A 25,767-nucleotide genomic window follows, 5' to 3' on the forward strand; every position below is an offset into this window, starting at 1 on the left:
CTTACATGAATCACTTGATGGTTGACCTTGAAACAATGGGCAACGGGCCATACGCGCCAGTTATTTCTATTGGGGCGGTATTATTTGAACCGAATACCGGAGAAACAGGAGAAGAGTTCTCGGTAAATATCTCGCTTGAGTCATCAATGCGATATCGGGCGCGTCCTGACGCTTCAACGATTTTATGGTGGCTGGAACAGAGTGAAGAAGCCAGAAAATCGCTAACCAGCAACACTCAGGAGCTTTCAACGGCTCTTTCATGGTTATCTGAATTCATCATAAAGAACGCTAACCACAAATTCGTTCAGGTTTGGGGGAATGGAGCATCATTTGACTGCGTTATTCTCCGAAACAGTTATTCGCTGACAGGGCAGCCAGTTCCGTGGCAGTGGTGGAATGACCGCGACGTAAGAACAATCGTCGAGCTTGGAAAGGTAATAGGATTCGACCCTAAGCGAGATATGCCATTCAAAGGAACTCGCCACAACGCGCTTGATGATGCCATCCACCAAGCCAAATACGTTTCAGCGATCTGGAAAAAGTTAGCTAAATAATAAACAGGAGAAAAACATGCCAGCGCCTTTGTATGGTGCGGATGACCCGCGCCGCTGTTCCGGCAAATCCGTATCGGAGGTGCTGGATAAATTCAGAAAAAACTACGATCGGATAATGTCGCTACCACAGGAAACGAAAGAGGAAAAGGAATTTCGCCACTGTATATGGCTTGCAGAGAAAGAAGAACGAGAGCGAATTTACCAGACATCAATCCGACCATTCCGTAAAGCCACATATACCCACTTCCCTGAATATATCGACCCGCGCCTGCGTAATTACCGCTCACGCTATGGCGCTATCAGTAATGACTGAGGAATTTACCATGAGAGGACTTGCATACAATCCCGGCATTCTTCCGGCAGAAATGATTATTCGCCAACGCGTAAAGCCAATGCCATCGAGAGAGGAATTACTTAAGAGAAATTCTTTTCCATCAGTGAATGAAAACAAATATCTGAATGCGATGTGGCGCAAAGGAGGCAGCCAGTGACTAACCGTTTTTACATGATGTGCTCGCGTGAAACTGTGGGCAATAACGCTTCATTCCATTGCCATAACGGCAATGGTTACAGTTCTGATATCGATCGCGCTCATGTTTACACGCTGGAAGAAGCCCAAAAAGCCTGGAATTGTGGGCGAGATATCGATCAGCCTGTTTGCGCTGATAGCGTGGATGCAATGGCAGTGTGGCACGTTGATTGCCAGTACATCCCTACAGAAAGCCTGATTGAGTCAGATTGCACTGCGTATGTGGCCTACAAAAAAGGTAGCTGGAACGGCAACGATGTTTACTGGCTTCAACACGGTGGATTGCCAACAGATGACTTCAGTAAAGCGACCATCTTTAGCGTCGCCAACAAAAACGAACCAGGAATAGTTTGGTTGCCATTTTCCATTGCTGATGCAGCAAAGCGCAGGACGTTCAATATCAATAACTTTAACCGCAGAACAATGGTTCAGGGCGCAGGTTTGGTCATGCCTGACTGGTTGAAAGAGCAGAACAGAAGAAAGAAGTCGCGAAGCGGGAAGGTGCGTTGGAATTGTCCGCATTGCGGAAAAATCTCCTGGCAGTACAGCCCATATGATTTTGAAGGCTGTAGTGATTACAACTGTGAAGGATGGCGAGAATGACAATTGACTATCAGGCACTGCGTGATGCGGCAGAAGCAATAAAAATAGCAGCCACACCACAAAAATTGCTGGCATTTCGTATGAAGGTCACACCTCAGGTTGTGCTGGCACTACTGGATGAACGGGAAAGGAACCAGCAATACATCAAATCCCGCGACCAGGAGAACGAGGAGATTGCGCTTACGGTTGGGAAGCTGCGTGTTGAGCTTGAAGCAGCAGAGAACAACCTTATTGATAGTGAATGCCATGTTGCTGAACTGGAAGAAGCTCTACGCGATAAGCAGGCGTTACTTGAAGCCTCAGAAAAGCGCAACGCAAAATTACAAAGCGAGAATGCATACATCCGCAACCGGTACAAAGAACTGGACCTATTAATCGGGAAAAACATTCTGGTCATGCAGGCTGCCATTATCGAATGGCAGGCAACTGGCGACGCTAAGAGCGGACTGGCATGGATTTATAACACACTGTTTGGCCCGGGCGAATTGCCGGACGAATCTGAGAAAGATGCTCAGGCCTACTTTAATCGCAAATATGCACCGATTGACGAAAAGCTTATGGAGCTTCACAAGTGGTTTTGGGAACAAAGTAAAGCCGAGCGCGCCGCTGGCATTCGCATCAAAGGAGAGTGATATGACCACTATTACCAGAGAAAGCATAGAGATTAAATCATTTATCACTGGCTTCCTGAGCGACGCGGCGCACGATAACCAATCTTCAAACAGTCTGCTTGCCAATGTGTTTCGTATCGCACTGGCATCACTGGAAGCAGAGCCAGTGGCGTGGAAGGCAACCTTCACGCAAATTGACCATGAATATAATACGTTCACCGATATGTATTCTGACAAAGCAGAAGTCGAGCGGTGTGTGCGGCTGTATAAAGTAGGTGATTTTAGGGCAGATATAACACCACTTTATGCAGCACCTCCAGCGCAGGCACAGTGCATAGAGGTTGCAGTAAACGACGACATGGCTTACGCATTCCATCACGCACTGTCAGATTCATCGCCGGGCGCTGATGAGGTAGAGGAAATTAAGACCGGGTTGCGTGCAGCCTTTGCCAACGTCACCACCCAATCAGCACATGTAGGGCCGAAATTTGAAACATGGTTTAACAGCCAGGAGTCAGGGAGGAGTATATGCAGCACACAGATTCGTCGTTACCTTCAGGAAATTTCATGGAACGCCTGTTGCGCTGCCATGCTCTATGGTGCCGTACCTGTAAGTCAGGCTTACAAGTTGAACGCGCTGGCTGGCAACTCTCCGGTAACTCCGGATGGTTGGATAAGCTGTAGTGAGCGAATGCCCGCTCAAGATGATTGGATTTTAATTTATTCAAAGCACGGCGAGTATATGGCAGGACAGGTACAAGAGGAATACGTGGAGTTGAGCGACGGCACTTTATCGTGGTTAGGGAACGCCTTGTTCTGGATGCCTCTACCAGAACCTCCTCTGGAGGCAAAATGATGGATGTCAAAGAGAAGATTTTGCAGGTGATGCGTTCCCGGGCTGCCCTGCAAGATAAAGCTCTCGGCGGGGAATATCCATTCAGGATGGCAACCTGGAATCTGCGGTTGGCAATGGAGAAGGAATTTCCTGATGAAGAATGGCGTTCGGCAGATTTGCGCAAAATTCTTATGGAGATGGCTAAAGACGGAACAGTATCCAAAGATACCTATGCCAGCCGGATTGGTCAGGCGGTATGGAGACTGGAGGTGCGGTAATGGCTAACCTGCAACTTGCCGTCAAATGTGAATAACAATCCTCGCATTCGCGGGGATTTTTTTATCTGAACTCGCTACGGCGGGTTTTGTTTTATGGAGTGAATGATGTCTGATTTAGCAATGAAGGTATTGAAGTGGCAAACGAAAGGCCACGTTGGCATAAGTAGCGCAACTATGGCTTCTATTGCTCTTGGGCTGGAAAAGAGCTTCTACCACGGACGGTTTGACGCACCAAGCGATCCTGCCGATTTGCGAAGATGCATGATGCTCGTAGATGAAATACCTGAAATTAAAGATAGCTTTCCGCTCATAGCGAAAAAGGTAAAGCGGTTTTCTCCGATTTTACGTGAGTGGGATTCACTTATTGCTCTGCTTAAGCTTGAGCTTAAGAGGCCAGATAAGCGAGCACCAAAAACATATAAATGGATAAAAGAGCTTCTTTCTGACCAGGAGTAACCATGGAATCACACAGTCTCACACTCGATGAGGCCTGTGCATTTCTCAAGATATCCAGACCTACCGCCACCAACTGGATTCGCACAGGCCGACTACAGGCAACACGTAAAGACCCCACCAAACCGAAATCCCCTTACCTCACCACACGACAAGCCTGCATTGCGGCGCTTCAGTCTCCGCTGCATACTGTCCAGGTGAGCGCGGGTGATGACATAAAAGAGGAAAGAAAATGTCCATCTTCCGCAGAGGTGAAATATGGTACGCGTCCTACTCGACGCCGGGCGGGAAGCGAATTAAGGAAAGCCTTGGGACTTCCGACAAGCGGCTCGCTACTGAGCTACATGACAAGCGCAAGGCTGAATTGTGGCGAGTAGACAGGCTTGGCGATTTTCCTGACGTAACGTTTGATGATGCCTGCATGCGCTGGCTGGAGGAAAAGGCAGAGAAGAAATCACTGAAAGATGACCGCAGCCGTATGGCTTTCTGGCTGGCGCATTTTGAGGGAGTACGGTTAAAGGATGTAACCGAGCAAAAGATTTACTTAGCAGTAAACAAGATGAGCAACCGCAAGCAGCTTGAGATATGGAAAATAAAAGCTGCCGCGGCGCAAAAGAATGGAGAGCCAGTGCCAGTTTATTCAGCTAAACCGGTCACTACATCGACAAAGGCAAAGCACCTCGCACTGATGAAAGCCATTCTCCGGGCGGCAGAACGTGACTGGAAATGGCTGGAGAAAGCGCCTGTAATCAAGGTACCAGCCGTCAGAAACAAACGCGTCAGATGGCTTGAGCGTGATGAGGCAAAAAGACTTATTGAAGAATGTCCTGAACCGTTGAAGTCTGTTGTTAAATTTGCGCTGGCAACAGGACTTAGGCGGTCTAACATCATCAATATGGAGTGGCAACAGATCGACATGCAGCGTCGTGTTGCCTGGGTGAACCCTGAAGACAGCAAGTCAAACCGCGCTATTGGCGTAGCGCTAAATGACACTGCCTGTAAGGTATTGCGTGACCAGATTGGTAAGCATCATAAATGGGTGTTCGTGCATACGAAAGAAGGCATCCGGCCTGATGGCTCAAGGACGCCGACTATCAGAAAGATGCGCGTCGATGACCAGCGAGCATGGAATGCGGCTTGCTGCAGGGCTGGAATTGAGGATTTCCGTTTCCACGATCTGAGGCACACGTGGGCCAGTTGGCTAATTCAGTCCGGAGTGCCGCTTTCTGTTCTGCAGGAAATGGGAGGATGGGAGAGCATCGAGATGGTGCGCCGATATGCTCACCTTGCGCCGAACCATTTAACGGAACACGCGAAGCAAATTGACTCGATTTTCAGTGATGATGTCCCAAATATGTCCCATATGGAAAATAAGGAGGGAATTAAAGAGGCGTAACCAGTTGATATATAATGGCGCGCCCTGCAGGATTCGAACCTGCGACCCACGGCTTAGAAGGCCGTTGCTCTATCCAACTGAGCTAAGGGCGCCTTGTGAAGTGAAGACTTCGTGTAGACGAAACGCGAGAATTATACGGTCAGGTACTCCTGAGTCAATGGCTTTTGTTCTGGTTGCTGACTAAGTGTACGAATATCGTCTTTTCTGGCGCAATGCCAGGTTCCAGGAAATCGCCTGGACACATCTCAGCACGCATAAAGTGGGAATTAAGGCCGCCAGTATTTAGATAATCAATCAGTTTCTTTAATATTTCACCATGATTCACCTGCCGTGTAGGATATTTTTTATGCTGAGTATCGCTATTAAGGAACAAAACAGTCACTTTGAGCATGGGTTGAAAATCATCATGACGCGTCTGGCGAATCAATGGCAGCAGAAAATTGACTTTCTGCCGCCAGAAGAGATAGATAATGCCGATATCGCTTTTCTGGCCCTGGATGATGATTGGTTCAGCGCAGGTTGTTACCAGATACCTATGCATACCCAACATCAGCTACGGGTGATTATTTGTAATAAATGCGATAAAGAAAAGCTCATGTTCAGACCATGTCTGTATATGCTGCCGCATATTTATCGGGAAGATGATGTTGAAGAAATTACCCGGAAAATGATATTGATCTTACATAAGCGAGCGCTTCGACATAGCGTCCCTTCTGGCATTTGCCACTACTGCACGACTCGTCATTTTTCAGTAACAGAACGTCACCTGTTAAAACTGATCGCCAGCGGTTATCATTTAAGCGAAACGGCTGCTTTACTTTCACTTTCTGAAGAGCAGACAAAGTCACTCCGCCGGAGCATTATGCGCAAATTACATGTTAAAACGGAGCAGCAGTTTTTAAAGTATATTAGAGTTAACCTTCATTTCTTACTCAGTAAGTAAACTCACTTAACTTTTTACAAGGCTTACGAAATATCTCACCAATAATTAAGTAACGATACCTACAGGCATTTTTTTAACGCTGCCACAATGATGCCCATAATATCCTGATAGATTCAGGGGTCGAAAATATATGGCTGCATCATAAATGCCTGGAGGAGTGTTTGGTGGCACAGGGTACTTTATTAAAGGAAAGGATAAATCCCCCACACCTGGCGTCTTCACCCACACGTCATTCATATCTCAACAGCAGATTGTTAAAATCTGAGCCAATCGTTAATCTCTCAACTGCGCAATTAATCGGCTATGAGGTCCTGACGCAACTTCCGTCAAAACATGATAGCGAAGTTTTTTTTCAGCAGTTAATGCTGATGGAAGGCATTGAAACATCAGAGCAACGAAGCATTGCTTTTTACGCTGGTGCAACGATGGGACAAGGTTATTTATGGCCAGCCATATTACCAGATATATATTAGAGCAATGGAAAAAGCAGGATGCGCAGCGTACCACGCAGGGAAAGACACCGCCGTTTAAGAAATGCCAAAGACTGCGCCTGCCGTTATCACTCTCCAACGCCGCAGATATTTGATCGCCTTGAGTTACTGGACCAACAGCTTAATTATGCCTTGCCGGTTGGTATCATTTCCCAGGCAATAATTACAACTGATAACTACCTCGGCTATTCATTGAGTCACTACTTATTTTCCGGAAAACGTACCGCAGCATTCCGCTCATTAGATGACATTTCTTTGTGGATTGAAAAGGGGTCGCTCAGACAACTGATTGTAGATATGGAGACGCTACCTGTCTCCTGTATTGAGGCGCTTAACCAGCTACGCGCGCTCAGTTGGCAACAAAGCGATATCCAGATTTACCTGCTGGTATCAGATAAAACCGCCGCTATAACACAGTTTATCCGTATGGCTGGGCGTTTTTTTGTTCTGTCACGACGACAAAATCTGGCTTCAGTACGCGAAGCCTTGTTATCAGCCGCCGAACCTCGCTTATCGGAAAGCTTTAGCCGTACTGACTGGTTGATGATTGAAACTTTAGCGCAAGGTGCCTCTTTAAAAGAAATAGCACGTCAGCAAAGCGTATCTTATCATCGTGTAGTTTACCGGCTTAAACAACTTATCACCCTCCTTAACCTTCCCCACAGGCAAAGCTTTCTTCGGCTGATCCAGCAGCTAAACGTTACTTTCCACGATATTTTTTAACGGAGTAACGTTTTGGCGAATAAGATTTTTTAAGAAATTACTTATTTTCACTTCCATTAAATGTAAATATTTCACATAAAATTAATATTTACAACTCGTCCTGGTAAGCGATAAAAATTTTTTTCTTACATCGCCCCTTGTCCCTCCTCGTTTTTTGAGGTCTCCCGCGTAAACATCTTTCTGTTGTTACATAACAAATACTAAACAATTAGTCTTTCATATTATTTTTATACTTAAAAACAACAGTTTAAACTACTCAATGTCAACTCCAAAGAAAATAGCTCTACCACGAACAAATTTTCTATAACGCCACAGAACATCCTACCCGCTATCCATAATTCGCATTTCGCAAGACTTTTCCGAGAAATCAGACCAGGTATAATCCATATTGTTTTTACTTAATCAGAAATTTCTTTTTTGTTGGTGCGAAATGGATATTCCACATATTTATTACTCTTACGCAAAATAGCCAGTCAACAGGGATGTCTCATTCTTTATTATTGCTCCACTGTGTGGTGTGTAGATCTGGCTATTTCACAATCTTTAAGGTGTCTGACGCTTATTCTAAAACGAAGGACGCATAACAGTCTGAGGCATACAACAATGAAACCTGCATCTGTTATCATTATGGACGAACACCCTATTGTAAGAATGTCGATCGAAGTTTTACTCGGTAAAAATAGCAATATTCAGGTTGTCCTGAAAACGGATGATAGCCGAACAGCGATAGAGTATCTGCGCACTTATCCTGTTGACCTTGTCATTCTGGATATTGAATTACCGGGCACCGACGGCTTTACCTTACTTAAACGAATCAAATCTATCCAGGAACATACCCGGATACTTTTTTTATCGTCAAAATCAGAGGCTTTTTATGCCGGAAGAGCAATAAGAGCGGGCGCAAACGGATTTGTAAGTAAACGCAAAGACCTCAATGATATTTATAATGCGGTAAAAATGATTTTATCCGGCTATTCTTTTTTTCCATCTGAGACGCTTAACTTTATCAGTAATACCCGTCCCCCCAAAGGCGGGCACCATGATATGCCACTTTCTAACCGCGAAGTCACCGTGCTGCGCTATCTGGCTAATGGAATGTCTAACAAAGAAATTGCCGAGCAACTTTTATTGAGTAACAAGACTATCAGCGCGCATAAGGCCAATATATTTTCTAAACTTGGCCTTCACTCTATCGTTGAGCTTATCGATTACGCCAAATCACACGAATTATTGTAAAGGTACTCCCGACGAATTATCGTTCGGGAGCCACAATAACGGACACTAATTGTAATTGATCAGGAAGGTCGCATCCGCGTTAGCAAGTCCGGGCTGCACGCCATCGGCTAAGGCGATATAGTTCGCATAGAATTTCAGGGTAGCATTGCCGTTGTTGTCAATATCAACGGCCTTGCTGGCCTGTTCAAGTGGCAATCGACGTTGATCGCCATCGCGAATTTCAATCGCCAGTTTTTGCGCCATTGCCGTATCAGCAAGCGCCAGTAATGCCGTGCCGGGCGCTGGCGTCCCGGAAAACGTTATAGACGCCGACCCCGGCGGGCAACCTTCAAGTTTTAGGCTAAAGGCTACCGGTTGCGTGGCGTCACCGACGGCGTGAAGCTGTTTTGTCGGCCAGGTGCCGAGATTAACCGACTTGTTACTGTCGCCCGCCACCACGGCGCAGGTAAAATCCACCACGTTACCGCGCAGTTCAATATTCACTTCGCCCAGAGATGAGGTGGCCTGACTCAGCGGGCTTAACAAAACACAACCGATAGCGATGAAAACGCGCCGAAGGATCATTATGCCTCCTTAATCATAATCGACTCGTAGATAGCCGCGCGCAGTAAACGGCCCTTCCGCCGGTTTATTCCCCGTCACGCTGATCGGCCAGGCGCGAATACCTACGCGAGCGGCGGCGTTATCATCAAGATGAAACGGAATTTTACTCGACAAATTATTGGGTGTGAGCGGCGTACCGTTGCTATTAGCAACTACAAAACCTAAATCCGGATTATCGGACACCATCGCCTGCCCTGAGGCCTTTTCGGCTTCAAGCCGCATCGATAAATAGGCCTGCGCCGCGACGTTGGTACATTTGATAGCGATGGTTTTCGTTTGCGGCGTGACGCCTTGCGGACGATTACCCGCTCCCGCCTGACTAAATAACGACGCGCCGATATCGCCGAAATCAAACTCCACGACCTGTCCGGCATTCACTTCGCAGTTTTGCGGCACTTCCACTTTGCCGCTGTAGCTAATGGTATACACCGGCGTGCTCAACGCGTCGCCGGTAGAGGTCGTCACATAGACGGTAAACATTGTCTGGCGAGGGATCGTCACCATATTAATAAAAGGCCGTATCACTTTTAATTTAAAAACCAGCTTTGAGTCCTGCACGCCAAACGGCATTTGCTGCGACACGTTAGAGTCGACGCCCATGCGAATATAGTTACGGGGCGGATAAAATACGCCAGCGACACTATCGGTTATGCTCATCGCGCCCAGAAGGTAGTCATTCAACTTGAGGTATTTAAAATTTCCTTCGGTGCTTTGTACCGGTAATTCTGATACATAGCTTCGGTAGGTATAATTCACCGTTGTCCCCGCCGGGCACGTCGCGTTTACGCCGACCCAACCTGATTTTTCCGGCAACGTAACCACCTGTCCCGGCTGATTATTGCCGCTGGTGAAAACATCTGACAGGTCGTAAAAGATATCGGTCGCCGTCCCGTTTGAATTGCGGCAAACCGTCGCCAGCGCGGGATGGGTGAAAAAGAGCGCGGTCCCCGCCAGCAATAGCGCTGAGTATATTTTCATCTCTATTTTTCCTTTTATGACGCCGGACGGATACAGGTCGCGCTGGCTATCGTAATCGCCTGCTTCAGACTATCCTCCGCCAGGGCGTAAGGGGCGATACAACGCGCGTTTTTCCCCTCTCCCCACTGGATGAACAGTTCACCTTTTAGCGGCAAGCCGCTCAGATAAATTTGCCCGTCATCGCCGACCATACTGGTAACGCCGCTGGCGGTTTCTCGTACTATCGCGCCAAACGGTAACGGACGTCCGCCAAGCCTCGCGGTAATGATGGCCCTTACGCCTATCCGCGTATCAAAAGCGGCCCGCACCAGCGCGCCCTCTGTCGGCACCACGCTGCTGACGTTATTCTCGACATCGGTATGGTTGTCCATCGTGTTGGTATCTAACGCGACGCGGTTATAGCGATATACCGTGGCGTAGGGCATTACCGCATAACCCCGCCAGTCCGTTTTCACGCCGGTCTGGTTTTCGATGCGCACGCCTTTCGCTCCCGGCGCTTTAATCAAGACATTGGTATCGCCCAACGGTTGGCTAAACGTAATACCATCCGCATGACCGACCACGCCGCCGGAAAGTTGCCAGTTATAGTCATGCTGATCGCGATCGTAGTTATATCCCACGCCCAGCGTGCCATACGTCGCCTGCCAGCTAGCGCTGGCGCTGCCGCTATAACCATTGCTACTGCTACGCCCTTGCGTCACGCTGTAGCTCAGATTACGTCCTTCCAGAAGCGTGCCGCCCACGCCGGTCTGCCAGCTATTGTCGCCGTCGCGGTTGCGGTTGGCGTTAAACGTGGCATAAGTACGATCAAGAAGAGTGTCGCGCGCATAGCGCCGTCCGGTCAGAACGCTAAACGGAACGGACATATTGAATGCCAGAATGCGGTCGGTGCCTGAGATCCCCACCGACTCGCTCCACGACCATGACAGCGAATAACTTATGCCTTGCCATCCACTGGCGTATCCCAGTTGATACCAGGTATTGGTATCCGCCGTATTCCAGTAATTTTGTTGACTGCCGGAAAGATACAGTGACCCGTAATCCCCCAGGTTTTGCGAAATATTGACCTGAAAGCGGCCTTTTTTGCTGTAGCGGAGATTGTGGTAGCTCTGCGCCACCGGCACTTTATGGCGGCGTCCGTCGCTATCGTATTCGTAGTCGTACCCTTCCATACTGCGGTATGCCACATCATCCAGGGTGTAAAATCCGCGTGTGGAATAGCGGTAACCCAGCAATTGAAAATTAGTCCCGTAATTATTCAGCGATTTGGCGTACAGAAAACGCAACGATTGCCCCTGATGGGTGCTGTCATCTGCCAGTTGGCTACGCGCATGTGTGACATCGACCGACACGGCTCCCCAGTCGCCCAAATTTCGCCCCGCCCCGACCACCACGGCACGGTAACGATCGGCAAGTTGCGTACCGCCGTAAGCCGTCAGCCCCGCAGGCAGGCCGGCAATCACCGTTCCCTGGAAAAAGAATGGCGAAGACTGCTGACTATTGCCGCTGCGAAAATCCCCGGCCACCAGGTCATACTTCACCCTGCCCTCACGCTGCAATAGCGGAACGGTAGAGTAAGGCACCGTGTAACGTTGTTGGCTACCGTCTTTTTCATCTACCGTCACCTCAAGGTCGCCGCTGGAAGAGGTAGGATTAAGATCGGTAATCGCAAACGCGCCCGGCGACACATAGCTTTGGTAGATAACATACCCGTTCTGTCGTATCGTCAGCTTTGCCGCCGTCCGGGCGATCCCTCTGACCGTGGGGGCGTAGCCCTGCAGGCTATCGGGATACATATTGTCAGAAGAGTACAGCCGCGCTCCGCGAAAGCCGACGCTGTCGAAAACATCGTTCCCGGTATTGCTGTCCCCTATGACCAGTTCGCTTTTTAGCGGAATGATGGCGCGCTGTACCCAGGTGCCAATGTTGTTCCAGCGTTGCGAATGATAGCCGTCCCCCTTCGAATAGTTCCAGGCTCCGTTATTACGCAGCCGCCAGGGGCCATAGTTCAAACCACTCAACAGACTCAAAAAATAGCTATCGCTGTCTGTTCCGCGGCTACCGGTAAAACTGTAATTGATGAGTGCGGCGGGTATCCCTTCATCCCACTCTTCCGGCGGGATATAGCCACGCGCGCTGTTGAGCAATGACGCCTGCGGCAAGCTAATATTTAAGCGCATCGACGCGAAATCGAACGCGACCTCCGCGCCCGGGATTTTCTCAGGAAGGTGAATACACGTGGTATCGACGCCTTTATCTGAGACAGGGAACGCCGCGGTATTCACGCCCAGGCGTTTAATCCACTCCGGTGTAAAACAAGGCATCAGGCCGCCGGATTTATCGCCGGCGCCCACGGCGCCCGCCTCAAAACGGATATCCTGCGTCGCTACGAATTCGTCGTTACGCCAGATATCCACCCGGTAAATACCGGGAGGCTGATGATTACCTTTTTCAAAGCGAGATAAATCCGCCACAGACGCGGTATCCGCCGACAAAAACGCAGGGTTGAAATAACTTTCGCCGCGGCTCGTCAGCGGACACAGCGCCGCCAACACCGACAGCGCCACGCCGCTTAACGGTGATACATAGCCGGGAAATCGCCCTGCAAACCAGGTTGTCTTCTTCATCGTGTTCTCGTGTGGCTTCACGCTCTCTGCTTAACCGAGACTGGCCGTTGTCGCCGACGTCAATGCGCCGTAATCATTGACGGTCTGAAATGTCACGCTGCCCTGCGCGCCAGTCGGTAAGGGAATTTGCATGTCGCTTTTTGGCGCGATCATCACGTTATCAATCTTTTTCGCGCCCACGCTGATATTGACCAGCGTGAGGTAATAAGCAGATGGGTTGGTTATCTTGAGATGGTTGCCGATACGGGAAAATTTCAGCAAGGTCGGCGCGTCTTCCGGCGTCTGCGGCAAATTCGCCGGACGCACAAACAGTTTGATCCGCGACAGAATCGCCAGTTGCAGAACGTTTTTTCCCTCAATATGACTTTTATCGACCGACGGGATGGCTTTCACGTTCATCCAGAATAACGACTCCCGATCCCCGGGTAGCGGTTGCCCGGCGTAGATAATACGCAGCGTGTTTTCGCTTTTGGGTTCGCTGACGAATAAAGGTGGCGTAACGATAAACGTTTTTTCTTTCTGCCCGGCGCTATTTTCGATCCATGAATTGACGAGGTAACGTTCTTGAGTATCGCTATTACTGATTGCCAGAGAAGTCTGTTTCGCCGCCGAGGGATAAATAACGCGCGTGGCGCCTAATGCAATCCCCCCCGCCGCCTGTACGTTCAGCGAAGTAAATAACGTGAGAAGAACAATAAAGCCTAATTTTATACTATTCAGCATGGTAAAAAATACCTTTTGCATTGAGTCACGTCGGCAAGAAAATTCATGGGTAAACCAGCGTAAACCACACTTCTGAATGAATTCGTCCCGGCGTCATATTTTCTGAAATTGCCCGATAGCGGGCAGTAAAATGCAAAGTCATTTCTGACGTTAAAATGGGCGTGTAATGAAGCGGTAACGTGTTAGGTATGATTTGCCGCTGCTGGTCATCAAATAATGCCAGGCCGATTCCGGCATTACCGATACCCTCGCCGCTGGCCAGAAAAACATGGGGATCTTCCGCAGGCGTAACGCCGGCAAACGCAATGCCGACATGACGCCAGACCTCCGCGCTACAAGAGATTAACCGTAACGAAAATGGAACGCTGACGGGAGCGAAGCTGCCAGGACCGGTAAACGCATTCGTGCGGTACTGTCCCATCAGTACGCGCAAATCCTGGCTTTCAGTGGCGACAGCGCAGCCGCCATTGACCAGTTGTCCGCGCAGGTGAATACGCCCGCTCTCCACCATTACCGGCTGCGCAATAACGGGCGACATCAAAACAAGCCCCACTAGCGCCGCGCCTTTCCTTATCATCTGCTATGTTCTCTTTTATCCCCGATAGCCTCTTCCGTTGAGGCGCCTCCCTTCCCTGGCGTTCCCAGACGGGATTATTCGTATTTCATGATAAAGGTGGCGTCGGCATTAGCCTGGCCTGGCGTCGTGGCGGTGGCGGTTGCCTTATAGCGTGCGGTAAAACGCAGCGTATTGGTGCCTTCAACCAGCGCCTGCTTCGCCGAGAAGGTCGCGCCGTCCGGTTTCAACGGTGAGGAGGTGTTATCAAGAATCTCAATCCCGACGCCGGTTGCGGTAGTGCTATTGTCCGCAGAGGAGACAGCCAGCAAATTAGGGTTGGTGTTATCTGCCTGACCAGAGAAAGCCACGGCAGCGGTGGCCGCCACTTTCGGATCGCAGTCATTCAGGACGATGGAGAAAGGCACCTGCGCGGTCGTATCATCAATCGCCGTAAAGCTGGCGGTACGGTATTGACCCAGCGTCACCGTTTGATCGGCGGATTTAGTGCTGACGGCACAGGCTGCATTAACCAGTTTACCTTCGAAATGAATAGTACCGCCACTCACGCTCACCGGAGTAGGATCAGCCGCAACCGCTGCGCCAGCGACAAACATCAGACTCGCAATAGTAGAGGTCATTAATTTATGTTTCATGGATTTCCCTTGAATTACACACACCCGGTTTCGGCATCCTGTCGGCTCCGTTTGAATTATTATCGACATAGCATGTCAGAAAAGTTATCTCTGCATCCTGTAAAGATAGATATCGCAGATTAATTAGTTTTCTGTTTCTCCCCTGAGTATCAGACGCAGTAATTAATCTTTGCGAATATGACATTTCGTCACGGTAATAAATTAAACATTTCGCTAAATAAAAAATAGCCGCAAACTCTTTTAATGACCTAAGCTAATTCTTATTGGGATATAAGAAGGGTCTAATCTTATTTTGTATAAAATGTCGCATTATGCCGCCCGATGCTATTAACGACGAGGGATTACGGTAACCATAGCCAGGGTGATGAATTGTTTCTTTTTGGTTAATCATGGCGCGCTTACGGGTCACGTCTCAGCATCGGCAACGAACGGGGGAGACGTCGCGTTTGCATCGGAAACACAAACGTTAACTGACAGCGAGGCCCGCTTCTGACAAAATAGCGTCATCCCCTTTGACTTGAAGTAACAGATGGAATCTTCTCTCTGATGGCAGCAAAGATTATTGACGGTAAAACGATTGCGCAGCAGGTGCGATCTGAGGTTGCTCAAAAAGTTCAGGCACGCGTCGCAGCAGGACTTCGCGCTCCCGGCCTGGCTGTGGTGTTGGTCGGCAGCAATCCGGCCTCACAGATTTATGTCGCAAGCAAACGTAAAGCGTGCGACGAAGTGGGGTTCGTCTCCCGCTCCTATGACCTGCCAGAAACCACCAGCGAAGCCGAACTGCTGGCGCTTATCGATACTCTGAATGCAGATAACACGATTGACGGTATTCTGGTGCAGTTGCCTTTACCGGCAGGCATCGACAACGTTAAAGTGCTGGAGCGTATCGCGCCAGATAAAGACGTAGACGGTTTTCATCCTTATAATGTCGGTCGTCTGTGCCAGCGTGCGCCGCGCCTGCGTCCCTGTACGCCCCGCGGTATTGTGACCCTGCTTGAGCGTTACAATATTGATACCTACGGCCTGAATGCGGTGGTCATTGGCGCGTCCAATATCGTTGGACGCCCGATGAGCATGGAGCTGCTGCTGGCTGGCTGTACGACTACCGTTACACACCGCTTTACCAAAGATCTGCGTCACCATGTCGAGCATGCTGATTTGCTCATTGTCGCCGTAGGTAAACCGGGCTTTATTCCCGGCGAATGGATTAAAGAAGGCGCAATTGTGATTGATGTCGGTATTAACCGTCTGGAAAATGGCAAGGTCGTTGGCGACGTCGTGTTTGACGAAGCCGCGGCGCGCGCGTCATACATCACGCCAGTACCGGGCGGCGTCGGCCCGATGACGGTCGCTACGCTTATCGAAAACACGCTGCAGGCGTGCATTGAATATCACGATCCACAAGGAAAATAACATGGCGACATTCTCTTTAGGCAAACACCCGCACGTCGAGCTGTGCGATCTGCTCAAGCTGGAAGGCTGGAGCGAAAGCGGCGCGCAGGCGAAAATCGCCATTGCCGACGGGTTGGTGAAGGTTGATGGCGCGGTTGAAACGCGTAAACGCTGCAAAATTGTCGCCGGGCAAACCGTTAGCTTCGAAGGCCAAAGTGTGAACGTCGTGGCCTGATACAGAGTGCCGGATAGCGACGCAAAGCGTCTTATCCGGCCTGATTACGCTGTCTTTTCAGATAATCATCCACTTAATCCTCTGCGTTCCAACTGCTAGCATGGCTATTTCCCTGTGAACGATCGCTATGTCTACCGTTATCACCCACGCCGCCGTTCCCCTGTGTCCTGGCGCAGGCTTAGGCCTGAAAGTTATCCCTCCTCGCCTGCCATTTGCCGGTGTTGTGCTGGCGTTGCTCCCCGATGCCGACGTGCTGGCCTTTAAATTTGGCATCGCCTACGGCAACGTTTTCGGCCATCGCGGATTTACCCACTCTTTACTTTTCGCATTCGTCCTCCCCCTGTTGTGCGTACTCGCGGGACGACGATGGTTTCGAGCTGGGCAGGTGCGCTGCTGGCTGTTTTTAACCGTTTCATTGTTGTCGCACAGCCTGCTGGATTCGATAACCACGGGTGGTAAAGGCGTCGGCTGGCTGTGGCCGTGGTCAGATGAACGTTTTTTTGCGCCCTGGCAGGTGATTAAAGTCGCACCGTTTGCGCTTTCAAGCTACATCACGCCGTATGGGCACCAGGTCATTCTCTCAGAATTGCTGTGGGTGTGGTTGCCGGGAAGTATTTTAGTGTTATTTCTATGGGTATTTAAAACGCATATTAAAAGGAATCAATATGAATAAAATGACATTCGCCGCCGCGGTCGTCTGTTTCTCATTTTCCCACGCCAGCTATAGCGAAGAAATGTCTGCCACTGGCTGGTATGCGGCATCGTCTGCGGTTGTCAGCGTGGGCAGTTCCGCACTGGTTAGCGGAATTATACTCTCCCCCGTACTGCTGCCGCTCAACCTGATCATTGGATCTGTTGTCGAAAATAAAAAGCAAAAAACCGCGCTGATAACCACTAAGTCTCCCGATAACAAAGACATTAAAATGCAAGTTCCGCTAAATGTCGTCAAAGAAGGCAACCTCAAAGCAGGTGATAAAGTCACTCTGGAAAAAACGCAGGAAGGCACCGGCGCTTATTTGAAAAAAGAGGGCAAAGTCCTTGCCCATATGGTAAATCAGGACGACGCAGGACTTTCCAGCAACCAGACGGTACCGGCCAAATGAAGCGATTCGCGTTTGCCCTCTGGCTCAGCGCAATCTCGCTCAACGCTTATGCAGACAGTGCTAACTGCCACCAAAAAGCAAACACGCCGGAGAGCATCGCAGCGACAATGGATCAGGCGTTACAACTCAAACAACAGCTTAACAGTCAACCCGATCCGGTCGTCATTCTGGTTCGCCAGGGGCAAGATATGTCGAGCCGACATTTAACCTGGTCACATGCTGGCTATGCCATGCGCCAGCCAAACGGAGACTGGCGGGTTTACCATAATCTGAATACTTGCGGAACCGCTGAATCAGCGCTCTATATACAAGGTCTGTATGAGTTTCTGGCTGATGACCTGGTGAATCAGAGCATTGCCGTTTTGCGCCCGCGTTCAGATATCGCGACGGCATTACAAACGCTCTTACATAGCGCTATCAAACTCAATCTCTTCCACAGTCCCCGCTACAACCTGATTGCGTGGCCTTTTTCCGGCCCTTATCAGAATTCGAATGGCTGGCTTCTCGAAGTGTTTGCGCGAGCAAACGATGCGCAGATTTGGTCACGTAATGATGCCCGCCGCTGGTTGCAGCTTCAGGGTTATCAACCCTCTATCGTTAGTGCTGGCACTTTTGAACGATTAGGCGCAAAACTGTTCACCCCTAACGTTTTCACCGACGATCAGCCAGCAGAATTGCTGCGAAAAGGAAATGTGGGGCTAAACAGCGGCGACAGCGTCATCCGCTTTATTGCCCGTTACAGCCGGGCAATACCCAAGTGTGAACATCAGAATCTGGGGGAGTCAGTGTGTGTTTATCTTTCGCCCGGCGCGAAAAAATAAAAAACAGGCCGTTCTATGCAAATAGAGCGGCCTGTAAAAGCGCTTACTTACGTCGCCAGGTGGTGCCCTGCGGGCCATCTTCCAGAATAATACCCATTTCAGTGAGACGATCGCGCGCCGCGTCCGCCGCCGCCCAGTCTTTCGCTTTACGGGCATCCAGACGCTGTTGAATCAAGGCTTCAATTTCCGCAACTTCACCGTCATCCGCCTGCGCGCCGCTTTGCAGGAAAACATCCGGCTCCTGCTCCAGCAGTCCCAGCACGCCGGAAATCTTCCGCAGATGAGACGCCATCGCATTCGCGGCGGTCATATCCTCGCCCTTCAGACGGTTGACTTCACGCGCCATATCAAACAGGACGGAGTAGGCTTCCGGCGTGTTGAAATCGTCATTCATCGCTTCCACGAAACGCGCTTCAAACGCCTCGCCGCCCGCCGGGGCCGCTGATTTATCCGTTCCACGCAATGCAGTGTATAGCCGCTCCAGCGAGGCGCGCGCCTGCTTGAGGTTCTCTTCGCTGTAGTTCAGTTGGCTACGGTAATGCCCGGACATCAGGAAGTAGCGCACGGTTTCCGCATCGTAGTATTTCAGCACGTCGCGCACGGTAAAGAAGTTGCCCAGCGATTTGGACATCTTCTCGCGATCCACCATCACCATACCGGAGTGCATCCAGTAGTTGACGTATTCGCCGTCGTGGGCACAGGTAGACTGGGCAATCTCGTTTTCATGGTGCGGGAACATCAGATCGGAACCGCCGCCGTGAATATCAAAATGGTTACCCAACTGCTTGCAGTTCATTGCCGAACATTCAATGTGCCAGCCCGGACGCCCTTCGCCCCACGGCGACGGCCAGCTCGGCTCGCCCTCTTTCGACATTTTCCACAGCACGAAATCCATCGGGTTACGCTTCACATCAACGACATCCACGCGCGCGCCCGCCTGAAGCTGCTCAAGATCCTGACGGGAAAGCTGCCCATAAGTCGGATCGGTCGGTACATCGAACATCACATCGCCGTTATCCGCCACATAGGCGTGCCCTTTCTCGATTAAGGTGCGGGTGAGCTCGATAATTTCCTGAATATGGTGCGTCGCACGCGGCTCGCTGTCCGGACGCAGAATATTCAGCGCGTCAAAGTCCTGATGCATTTCCGCAATCATTCTGTCGACCAGCGCGACAAAACTTTCGCCATTTTCATTGGCGCGTTTAATAATTTTATCGTCGATATCGGTAATGTTACGCACATACTTCAGCTTATAACCGAGAAAACGCAAATAGCGCGCGACAACGTCAAAAGCGACAAACGTGCGTCCGTGGCCAATGTGGCAGAGATCGTAAACGGTGATACCACACACGTACATGCCGACTTCCCCGGCATGAATGGGTTTGAATTCCTCTTTTTGGCGCGTCAGTGTATTAAAAATTTTTAACATCGAAGATTCCGTATAGACGTGTGTGGGTAATAATCTCCGTATGATACATATTATTCGTAATCGAAGCAGCACACTTTGCAAGGTGATCGCAGCTTAAGGTTATGCTATAACAAGCCCCTATATGTGCCCCATTGCGGGCTAAAGCACCACTCTCTTGGAACAGGATGCAAAAATGGTTACTTTCCACACTAATCACGGCGATATCGTAATCAAGACCTTTGATGATAAAGCGCCTGAAACAGTTAAAAACTTCCTGGACTACTGCCGCGAAGGTTTTTACAACAACACCATTTTCCACCGTGTGATTAACGGTTTTATGATTCAGGGCGGCGGCTTTGAGCCGGGCATGAAACAGAAAGCCACCAAAGAGGCGATCAAAAACGAAGCCAACAATGGTCTGAAAAATACCCGTGGTACGCTGGCAATGGCGCGTACTCAGGCACCACACTCGGCTACCGCGCAATTCTTCATCAACGTGGCAGACAACGACTTCCTGAACTTCTCCGGCGAAAGTCTGCAAGGCTGGGGCTACTGCGTCTTTGCGGAAGTCGTAGAAGGTATGGACGTGGTAGATAAAATCAAAGGCGTCGCCACTGGCCGTAGCGGTATGCATCAGGACGTACCAAAAGAAGACGTCATCATTGAAAACGTGACCGTCAGCGAGTAATCGTGGCGACACTGTTTATTGCAGACTTGCATCTGCAAACGGAAGAACCGGCGATCGTCGCCGGTTTTCTGCGTTTTTTAGCCGTAGAAGCCCGTCAGGCCGACGCGCTGTATATTCTTGGCGATCTCTTCGAGGCCTGGATTGGCGACGACGACCCCAACCCGCTACATCGTGAAATGGCCGTTGCCATTAAATCGCTGGTTGATTCCGGCGTCCCCTGCTTCTTTATTCATGGTAATCGCGACTTCCTGATTGGCAAACGCTTTGCCCGCGAAAGCGGCATGATTCTACTGCCGCAGGAAAAGGTGCTCGACCTGTATGGCCGCAACGTGTTGATTATGCACGGCGATACGCTTTGTACCGATGATGCCGGTTATCAGGCGTTTCGCGCCAAAGTCCATAATCCGTGGATTCAACGACTATTCCTTACCCTGCCGCTGTTTATCCGCCGCCGTATCGCCGCCAGAATGCGCGCCGGCAGTAAAGCCGCCAACAGCAGCAAATCGCTGGATATTATGGACGTCAATGCGCAAACCGTCGTCGCCGAAATGGAAAAACACCGCGTACAGTGGCTGATTCACGGTCATACCCACCGCCCGGCGGTCCATGAACTTTCCGCCAACGACCAGCCCGCATTCCGCGTGGTGTTAGGCGCATGGCATCATGAAGGTTCAATGGTAAAAGTCACACCGGACAACGTGGAGTTAATCGCCTTCCCCCTGTAAATGTTCGTCGAATCGTCCGTTACGGCGCACACGCAACCGTTTTCCTTGCCTGATTATCATGCTATTCTCTGACACCTCAAAAGCAGCGTGTCCCGCACCACAGGAGTTTTAAGACGCATGTCTTCCCGCAATAATCCGGCGCGTGTCGCCATCGTGATGGGGTCCAAAAGCGACTGGGCTACCATGCAATTCGCCGCCGAAATTTTTGAAATTCTGGATGTCCCGCACCATGTAGAAGTGGTTTCCGCTCATCGCACCCCCGATAAGCTGTTCAGCTTCGCCGAAACGGCGGAAGAGAACGGATATCAAGTGATTATTGCCGGCGCGGGCGGCGCGGCGCACCTGCCGGGAATGATTGCGGCAAAAACGCTGGTCCCGGTACTCGGCGTGCCGGTACAAAGCGCTGCGCTAAGCGGCGTGGATAGCCTTTACTCCATTGTGCAGATGCCGCGCGGCATTCCGGTGGGTACGCTGGCGATCGGTAAAGCCGGTGCCGCTAACGCCGCCCTGCTCGCCGCGCAGATTCTGGCGCAACACGACGCGGAACTGCATCAGCGCATCGCTGACTGGCGCAAAGCGCAAACCGATGAAGTTCTGGAAAACCCCGATCCGCGGGGGACGCTATGAAGCAAGTTTGCGTTCTCGGCAACGGACAACTGGGCCGAATGCTGCGCCAGGCGGGCGAACCGCTGGGTATCGCCGTCTGGCCGGTTGGTCTGGATGCAGAGCCTACTGCTGTTCCGGTACAGCAGAGCGTCATTACCGCAGAGATTGAGCGCTGGCCGGAAACCGCGCTTACCCGCGAGCTGGCACGCCACCCGGCATTCGTCAATCGCGATGTATTTCCGATCATCGCCGACCGTCTGACACAAAAACAGCTTTTCGATAAACTGGGACTCGCGACCGCGCCGTGGCAGCTGCTGACCAGCGCCGACGAGTGGTCCGGCATCTTTGACCGCCTGGGCGAACTGGCGATTATTAAGCGTCGCGTTGGCGGCTACGACGGTCGCGGGCAGTGGCGTCTACGCGCGGACGAAACCGGGCAACTGCCGGATGACTGCTATGGCGAATGTATTGTTGAGCGCGGCATCCATTTTTCCGGCGAAGTGTCGTTAGTCGGCGCGCGCGCTCATGACGGCAGTACCGTGTTTTACCCGCTGACGCACAATTTGCATCAGGACGGCATCTTGCGGACCAGCGTCGCGTTCCCACAGGCGAACGCCGAACAGCAGGAGCAGGCGGAATCGATGCTGTCAGCAATTATGCAGGCGCTGAACTACGTCGGCGTAATGGCAATGGAATGTTTTATCACGCCGGAAGGCCTGTTAATCAATGAACTGGCGCCGCGCGTGCATAACAGCGGACACTGGACGCAAAATGGCGCCAGCATCAGTCAGTTTGAATTGCATTTGCGCGCGATTACCGGCCTGCCGTTGCCCGCGCCGGTGATTAACGCCCCGTCGGTGATGATCAACCTGATCGGCAGCGAGCTGAATTACGACTGGCTGAAGCTGCCGCTGGTACATCTGCACTGGTATGATAAAGCGGTACGTCCGGGGCGAAAAGTCGGCCATCTGAATCTGACCGACAGCGATACGTCACGTCTTAGCGCCACCCTGGAAGCGCTCTCTCCGCTCCTGCCGGGCGAATACGCCAGCGGCATTATCTGGGCGCAAAGTAAGCTTAAATAACACATAAAATGCCGGGAGAATGATCTTCCCCTTTCCCGGCTCCTCCCTCAGCGCGTAAAATCTCGCTATTGCTGTTTTGTTTTTCGGGATTACACATGAACGATGGAACGGACTATCGCGCGCTCCTCCTTGCCGATACGCCTTTAATTGATGTACGCGCGCCGATTGAGTTTGAACAGGGCGCCATGCCGGGCGCTATCAACCTGCCATTGATGATGGATGACGAGCGGGCCGCCGTCGGCACCTGCTACAAACGTCAGGGCGCGGATGCGGCGTTAGCGTTGGGGCATCGGCTGGTTTGCGGCGACATTCGCCAGCAGCGGCTTGAGGCCTGGAAAGCCGCGTATCAACGTTTCCCCAACGGGTATCTGTGCTGCGCGCGCGGCGGTCAGCGGTCACATATCGTACAACGTTGGCTGCAAGAAACAGGGATTGACTGCCCGCTTATTGAAGGCGGCTATAAAGCGCTGCGCCAGACAGCAATTCAGGCGACCTGGCAACTGGCGCAAAAACCGATACTTTTAATTGGCGGCTGTACGGGCAGCGGCAAAACGCAACTGGTGCGACAACAGCCCAACGGCGTGGATCTGGAAGGTCTCGCGCGTCATCGCGGCTCCTCTTTTGGCCGCACGCTGAAACCCCAACTCAGCCAGGCCAGTTTTGAAAACAAACTTGCCGTTGAATTGCTGAAAATTAACGCGCGTCAGACGCTAAAAAGGTGGGTACTGGAAGATGAAGGGCGAACGATCGGCGCCAACCATCTGCCTGAGTGTTTACGCGAAAGAATGGCGCAGGCCCCCATTGCGGTAGTGGAAGATCCGTTTGCGCTTCGTCTGGAACGACTGCGTGAAGAGTATTTCATCCGTATGCATCACGACTTCACTCACGCCTACGGCGATGAAGCCGGTTGGCAGGCGTATAGTGAATATCTTCATCATGGACTGTTCGCTATTCGCCGCCGTCTGGGGTTGCAACGCTTTACCGAACTGACGGACACGCTGGATAGGGCGCTGGCGGAGCAATTATCCAGCGGCAGCACCGACGGCCATATGGCATGGCTGGTTCCGCTACTTAACGAATATTACGACCCAATGTATCGCTATCAACTGGAGAAAAAAGCCGCGAATATCGTTTTTCGCGGCACATGGCAAGACGTTGCCAACTGGCTAAAAGCGCAATAGCTTATTTTTATTGCCGGCTGACGCTACATTGAGCCGGCTTAGTGTCTGTCGCGCTTGTCGGCACGTTTTGCCAGCCAGTCGCCCAGCATCTGAACGACCTGAACCAGCACAATCAGCGCCACTACGGTAACAACCATCACTTCGGTTTCGTAACGGTAGTAGCCATAGCGAATCGCCAGGTCGCCTACCCCGCCGCCGCCGACAATCCCGGCCATCGCCGAGTAGCCGATTAAGCTTACCAGCGTAATCGTCAGGCCGCGCAGCAGCCCTGCGCTGGCTTCCGGCAACAGTACGGTACAGATAATACGCATCGGACTAGCGCCGAATGCCAGCGCCGCCTCAATAATCCCTTTATCGACTTCACGGAGCGCGCTATCTACCAGGCGTGCATAAAACGCGATTGCGGCCACCGACAGCGGGACGGAGGCTGCAATCGGGCCAATCGTATTACCCAGCAAAAGCTGCGTTAGCGGCAGTAACAGCACCAGTAAAATAACAAATGGCACCGAGCGGATAATATTCACCAGAACCGAGGCGACGAGATAAATAAAACGGTTCTGCCAGAACAGATGACGATCGGTGACAAAAATCAGAAAACCGAGCGGTAGACCGCCAAGAATCGCCAGCACCGTTGAAATACTCAACATCTGGAAAGTTTCATTGAACGCCAGCGTTAAATCCGGCAATAAATCATCCACGGATCACCTCCACCTGTGCGGTACGTTGACGGATATGCTCCACGGCGGCGGCCACCGCCGTTGGATTATGCGGCGCGGTTAATTGCACTACCAGAATGCCCAACGCGCGTTCGCCGATATATTCAATCTTGCCATGCAGGATATTGACCGCGACGCCAAACTTGATCGCCACCTCCGACAGTACCGGCTGCTCCGCCGAATCGCCGATAAACAAAATTTTCAGCAACTGCCCGGGCAGGTGTTCCCGTAAACGTTCCGGCAGGGTCAAATTAAGGGTATGAGACACCAGTTGCTGTGTGAAAGCGTGTTGCGGGTGGGCAAACACATCAAACACCTCGCCCGACTCTACAACCTTACCGCCCGACATCACCGCCACGCGATCGCAAATAGATTTGATCACGTTCATTTCATGGGTGATCAGCACAATAGTAATCCCGAGCTGTGCGTTGATCTGTCTGAGCAGGGCCAGAATCGTGGCGGAAGTTTCCAGATCCAGAGCGGAAGTCGGTTCGTCACATAGCAACACATCCGGATGGTTAGCGATGGCGCGGGCTATCCCCACCCGCTGTTTTTGCCCGCCGCTGAGCTGTACCGGAAAACGGTTCGCTTTATCGGCAAGGCCCACCAGCGTTAAAATTTCCGCCACCCGCGGCGCGATTTTGCTGCGTTCCCAGCCAGCCGCTTTCAGGCTAAACGCAACGTTTTGCGCCACTGTCCGGGTATGCATTAAGTTAAAATGCTGGAAAATCATACCAATACGCTGCCGCGCCTGGCGTAACGCTTTTCCGTCCAGCGCCGAGATTTCCACGCCGTTGACGTTGACGCGCCCCTGGCTGGGACGCGTTAAGGCGTTCAGGGTACGCAGCAGAGTGCTTTTTCCTGCGCCGCTGGTACCAACAATGCCAAAAATCTCGCCCGCGGCGATATGCAGGCTCACATCATCCACCGCGCGCGTGGGGGTACCGCGACCGGCGGTAAAATCGACGCAGACTTTTTCTATTTCAATCATATTCACCTCAGAAATTGGGGATGG

The 25,767-nt window shown here is 51.2% G+C and carries 32 protein-coding genes, 1 tRNA gene and 1 pseudogene; 24 read left to right on the plus strand and 10 right to left on the minus strand.

Going from position 1 to position 25,767, the window contains the following annotated elements:
• Window positions 1–5: 5 nt before the first annotated feature.
• The 10 genes and pseudogenes from ACLJRH_RS05400 to ACLJRH_RS05445 all read left to right on the plus strand — a co-directional run bounded on the left by ACLJRH_RS05400 (window position 6) and on the right by ACLJRH_RS05445 (window position 5,259).
• Window positions 6–554: a 3'-5' exonuclease gene (locus tag ACLJRH_RS05400; RefSeq protein ID WP_023223613.1), complete on the plus strand. Its 549-nt coding sequence runs from the start codon at window positions 6–8 to the stop codon at window positions 552–554.
• Between the two features lie 16 nt (window positions 555–570).
• Window positions 571–867 (plus strand): phage anti-RecBCD protein, encoded by a 297-nt coding sequence (locus ACLJRH_RS05405; RefSeq protein ID WP_023223614.1) that lies wholly within the window; start codon window positions 571–573, stop codon window positions 865–867.
• A 10-nt stretch (window positions 868–877) separates the two neighbouring features.
• Entirely contained in the window at window positions 878–1,045 is a 168-nt protein-coding gene (locus tag ACLJRH_RS05410; protein ID WP_001214448.1) for a DUF2737 family protein, read from the plus strand.
• Window positions 1,042–1,686, plus strand: a complete 645-nt coding sequence (locus ACLJRH_RS05415; protein WP_000184762.1) for a hypothetical protein — start codon at window positions 1,042–1,044, stop codon at window positions 1,684–1,686. Before ACLJRH_RS05410 ends, ACLJRH_RS05415 begins: the two co-directional genes overlap by 4 nt.
• On the plus strand, window positions 1,683–2,318 hold the full coding sequence (locus ACLJRH_RS05420; RefSeq protein WP_023223615.1) for an ead/Ea22-like family protein: 636 nt from the start codon (window positions 1,683–1,685) through the stop codon (window positions 2,316–2,318). The genes ACLJRH_RS05415 and ACLJRH_RS05420 overlap by 4 nt, the downstream gene beginning before the upstream one ends.
• Window position 2,319: 1 nt before the next feature.
• Window positions 2,320–3,153, plus strand: coding sequence for a DUF551 domain-containing protein (locus ACLJRH_RS05425; RefSeq protein ID WP_023223616.1), 834 nt, complete (start codon window positions 2,320–2,322; stop codon window positions 3,151–3,153).
• Window positions 3,150–3,410, plus strand: a complete 261-nt coding sequence (locus ACLJRH_RS05430) for a hypothetical protein (protein WP_023892125.1) — start codon at window positions 3,150–3,152, stop codon at window positions 3,408–3,410. Before ACLJRH_RS05425 ends, ACLJRH_RS05430 begins: the two co-directional genes overlap by 4 nt.
• A gap of 105 nt (window positions 3,411–3,515) precedes the next feature.
• Window positions 3,516–3,866 (plus strand): hypothetical protein, encoded by a 351-nt coding sequence (locus tag ACLJRH_RS05435; protein ID WP_016049827.1) that lies wholly within the window; start codon window positions 3,516–3,518, stop codon window positions 3,864–3,866.
• A 2-nt stretch (window positions 3,867–3,868) separates the two neighbouring features.
• Window positions 3,869–3,964, plus strand: a pseudogene (locus ACLJRH_RS05440) (helix-turn-helix domain-containing protein); the annotation flags it as partial.
• A gap of 131 nt (window positions 3,965–4,095) precedes the next feature.
• Window positions 4,096–5,259, plus strand: a complete 1,164-nt coding sequence (locus ACLJRH_RS05445; protein ID WP_023892124.1) for an integrase — start codon at window positions 4,096–4,098, stop codon at window positions 5,257–5,259.
• Between the two features lie 15 nt (window positions 5,260–5,274).
• Here the strand turns inward: ACLJRH_RS05445 and ACLJRH_RS05450 are convergent.
• A tRNA-Arg gene (locus ACLJRH_RS05450) sits at window positions 5,275–5,351 on the minus strand.
• 254 nt (window positions 5,352–5,605) lie between these two features.
• Here ACLJRH_RS05450 and fimW point away from each other — a divergent pair.
• From fimW to fimZ, 4 genes are all read left to right on the plus strand, one after another.
• Window positions 5,606–6,202 (plus strand): fimbria biosynthesis transcriptional regulator FimW, encoded by a 597-nt coding sequence (fimW, locus tag ACLJRH_RS05455; protein ID WP_000948629.1) that lies wholly within the window; start codon window positions 5,606–5,608, stop codon window positions 6,200–6,202.
• 161 nt (window positions 6,203–6,363) lie between these two features.
• On the plus strand, window positions 6,364–6,675 hold the full coding sequence (locus tag ACLJRH_RS05460; protein ID WP_023203049.1) for a hypothetical protein: 312 nt from the start codon (window positions 6,364–6,366) through the stop codon (window positions 6,673–6,675).
• A gap of 18 nt (window positions 6,676–6,693) precedes the next feature.
• Complete coding sequence (fimY, locus tag ACLJRH_RS05465; RefSeq protein WP_001258112.1) at window positions 6,694–7,416, plus strand: fimbria biosynthesis regulator FimY; 723 nt, start codon at window positions 6,694–6,696, stop codon at window positions 7,414–7,416.
• Between the two features lie 603 nt (window positions 7,417–8,019).
• Window positions 8,020–8,652 (plus strand): fimbria biosynthesis transcriptional regulator FimZ, encoded by a 633-nt coding sequence (gene fimZ, locus ACLJRH_RS05470; RefSeq protein ID WP_000801272.1) that lies wholly within the window; start codon window positions 8,020–8,022, stop codon window positions 8,650–8,652.
• Between the two features lie 45 nt (window positions 8,653–8,697).
• On the opposite strand, the gene sfmF is transcribed toward fimZ, so the two are convergent.
• The 6 genes from sfmF to fimA form a co-directional block, all read right to left on the minus strand.
• Entirely contained in the window at window positions 8,698–9,216 is a 519-nt protein-coding gene (gene sfmF, locus ACLJRH_RS05475) for a fimbria assembly protein (protein WP_000603409.1), read from the minus strand.
• Between the two features lie 9 nt (window positions 9,217–9,225).
• Window positions 9,226–10,233, minus strand: a complete 1,008-nt coding sequence (gene fimH / locus ACLJRH_RS05480) for a type 1 fimbria D-mannose specific adhesin FimH (protein ID WP_000708656.1) — start codon at window positions 10,231–10,233, stop codon at window positions 9,226–9,228.
• A 14-nt stretch (window positions 10,234–10,247) separates the two neighbouring features.
• Window positions 10,248–12,860, minus strand: coding sequence for a fimbrial biogenesis usher protein (locus ACLJRH_RS05485; protein ID WP_023137269.1), 2,613 nt, complete (start codon window positions 12,858–12,860; stop codon window positions 10,248–10,250).
• Between the two features lie 30 nt (window positions 12,861–12,890).
• Window positions 12,891–13,583, minus strand: a complete 693-nt coding sequence (gene fimC / locus ACLJRH_RS05490) for a type 1 fimbria chaperone FimC (RefSeq protein WP_001531073.1) — start codon at window positions 13,581–13,583, stop codon at window positions 12,891–12,893.
• Between the two features lie 43 nt (window positions 13,584–13,626).
• The gene (gene fimI, locus ACLJRH_RS05495) at window positions 13,627–14,160 is read right to left on the minus strand and encodes a type 1 fimbrial protein subunit FimI (RefSeq protein WP_000619614.1); all 534 of its coding nucleotides are present in this window, start codon (window positions 14,158–14,160) and stop codon (window positions 13,627–13,629) included.
• A gap of 74 nt (window positions 14,161–14,234) precedes the next feature.
• Window positions 14,235–14,792, minus strand: coding sequence for a type 1 fimbrial protein subunit FimA (gene fimA, locus ACLJRH_RS05500; protein WP_000681026.1), 558 nt, complete (start codon window positions 14,790–14,792; stop codon window positions 14,235–14,237).
• Between the two features lie 546 nt (window positions 14,793–15,338).
• Between fimA and folD the strand changes: the two genes are divergently transcribed.
• From folD to ACLJRH_RS05525, 5 genes are all read left to right on the plus strand, one after another.
• Complete coding sequence (folD, locus tag ACLJRH_RS05505) at window positions 15,339–16,205, plus strand: bifunctional methylenetetrahydrofolate dehydrogenase/methenyltetrahydrofolate cyclohydrolase FolD (RefSeq protein WP_000729165.1); 867 nt, start codon at window positions 15,339–15,341, stop codon at window positions 16,203–16,205.
• Between the two features lies 1 nt (window position 16,206).
• Window positions 16,207–16,419, plus strand: a complete 213-nt coding sequence (gene ybcJ / locus ACLJRH_RS05510; protein WP_000190278.1) for a ribosome-associated protein YbcJ — start codon at window positions 16,207–16,209, stop codon at window positions 16,417–16,419.
• A gap of 127 nt (window positions 16,420–16,546) precedes the next feature.
• Window positions 16,547–17,092: a metal-dependent hydrolase gene (locus ACLJRH_RS05515; protein ID WP_023137270.1), complete on the plus strand. Its 546-nt coding sequence runs from the start codon at window positions 16,547–16,549 to the stop codon at window positions 17,090–17,092.
• A complete protein-coding gene (locus ACLJRH_RS05520) occupies window positions 17,085–17,522 on the plus strand; it encodes an STM0539 family protein (protein WP_001038577.1) in 438 nt (145 codons plus the stop codon). Before ACLJRH_RS05515 ends, ACLJRH_RS05520 begins: the two co-directional genes overlap by 8 nt.
• Window positions 17,519–18,343: a DUF2145 domain-containing protein gene (locus ACLJRH_RS05525; protein WP_000819112.1), complete on the plus strand. Its 825-nt coding sequence runs from the start codon at window positions 17,519–17,521 to the stop codon at window positions 18,341–18,343. The genes ACLJRH_RS05520 and ACLJRH_RS05525 overlap by 4 nt, the downstream gene beginning before the upstream one ends.
• A 43-nt stretch (window positions 18,344–18,386) precedes the next feature.
• Here the strand turns inward: ACLJRH_RS05525 and cysS are convergent, their stop codons facing one another.
• Window positions 18,387–19,772 (minus strand): cysteine--tRNA ligase, encoded by a 1,386-nt coding sequence (cysS, locus tag ACLJRH_RS05530; protein ID WP_000912377.1) that lies wholly within the window; start codon window positions 19,770–19,772, stop codon window positions 18,387–18,389.
• A 172-nt stretch (window positions 19,773–19,944) separates the two neighbouring features.
• On the opposite strand from cysS, the gene ppiB reads away from it, so the two are divergent.
• The 5 genes from ppiB (at window position 19,945) to mnmH (ending at window position 24,036) form a co-directional block, all read left to right on the plus strand.
• Window positions 19,945–20,439, plus strand: a complete 495-nt coding sequence (gene ppiB / locus ACLJRH_RS05535; protein ID WP_000255991.1) for a peptidylprolyl isomerase B — start codon at window positions 19,945–19,947, stop codon at window positions 20,437–20,439.
• 2 nt (window positions 20,440–20,441) lie between these two features.
• The gene (gene lpxH, locus ACLJRH_RS05540) at window positions 20,442–21,164 is read left to right on the plus strand and encodes a UDP-2,3-diacylglucosamine diphosphatase (protein WP_000212281.1); all 723 of its coding nucleotides are present in this window, start codon (window positions 20,442–20,444) and stop codon (window positions 21,162–21,164) included.
• A 117-nt stretch (window positions 21,165–21,281) separates the two neighbouring features.
• A complete protein-coding gene (gene purE, locus ACLJRH_RS05545) occupies window positions 21,282–21,791 on the plus strand; it encodes a 5-(carboxyamino)imidazole ribonucleotide mutase (protein ID WP_000098736.1) in 510 nt (169 codons plus the stop codon).
• The gene (gene purK / locus ACLJRH_RS05550; RefSeq protein WP_000815601.1) at window positions 21,788–22,855 is read left to right on the plus strand and encodes a 5-(carboxyamino)imidazole ribonucleotide synthase; all 1,068 of its coding nucleotides are present in this window, start codon (window positions 21,788–21,790) and stop codon (window positions 22,853–22,855) included. Before purE ends, purK begins: the two co-directional genes overlap by 4 nt.
• 95 nt (window positions 22,856–22,950) lie before the next feature.
• A complete protein-coding gene (gene mnmH / locus ACLJRH_RS05555; protein ID WP_000997742.1) occupies window positions 22,951–24,036 on the plus strand; it encodes a tRNA 2-selenouridine(34) synthase MnmH in 1,086 nt (361 codons plus the stop codon).
• A 38-nt stretch (window positions 24,037–24,074) separates the two neighbouring features.
• Here the strand turns inward: mnmH and ACLJRH_RS05560 are convergent, their stop codons facing one another.
• A complete protein-coding gene (locus ACLJRH_RS05560) occupies window positions 24,075–24,734 on the minus strand; it encodes a methionine ABC transporter permease (protein WP_000342247.1) in 660 nt (219 codons plus the stop codon).
• Window positions 24,727–25,743 (minus strand): virulence-associated ABC transporter ATP-binding protein SfbB, encoded by a 1,017-nt coding sequence (sfbB, locus tag ACLJRH_RS05565; protein ID WP_000569660.1) that lies wholly within the window; start codon window positions 25,741–25,743, stop codon window positions 24,727–24,729. The genes ACLJRH_RS05560 and sfbB overlap by 8 nt, the downstream gene beginning before the upstream one ends.
• Window positions 25,744–25,767: the final 24 nt, after the last annotated feature.

It is taken from the genome of Salmonella sp. SAL04162 (genome assembly GCF_046551535.1).
GTDB classification, from domain to species: Bacteria; Pseudomonadota; Gammaproteobacteria; order Enterobacterales; family Enterobacteriaceae; genus Salmonella; species Salmonella enterica.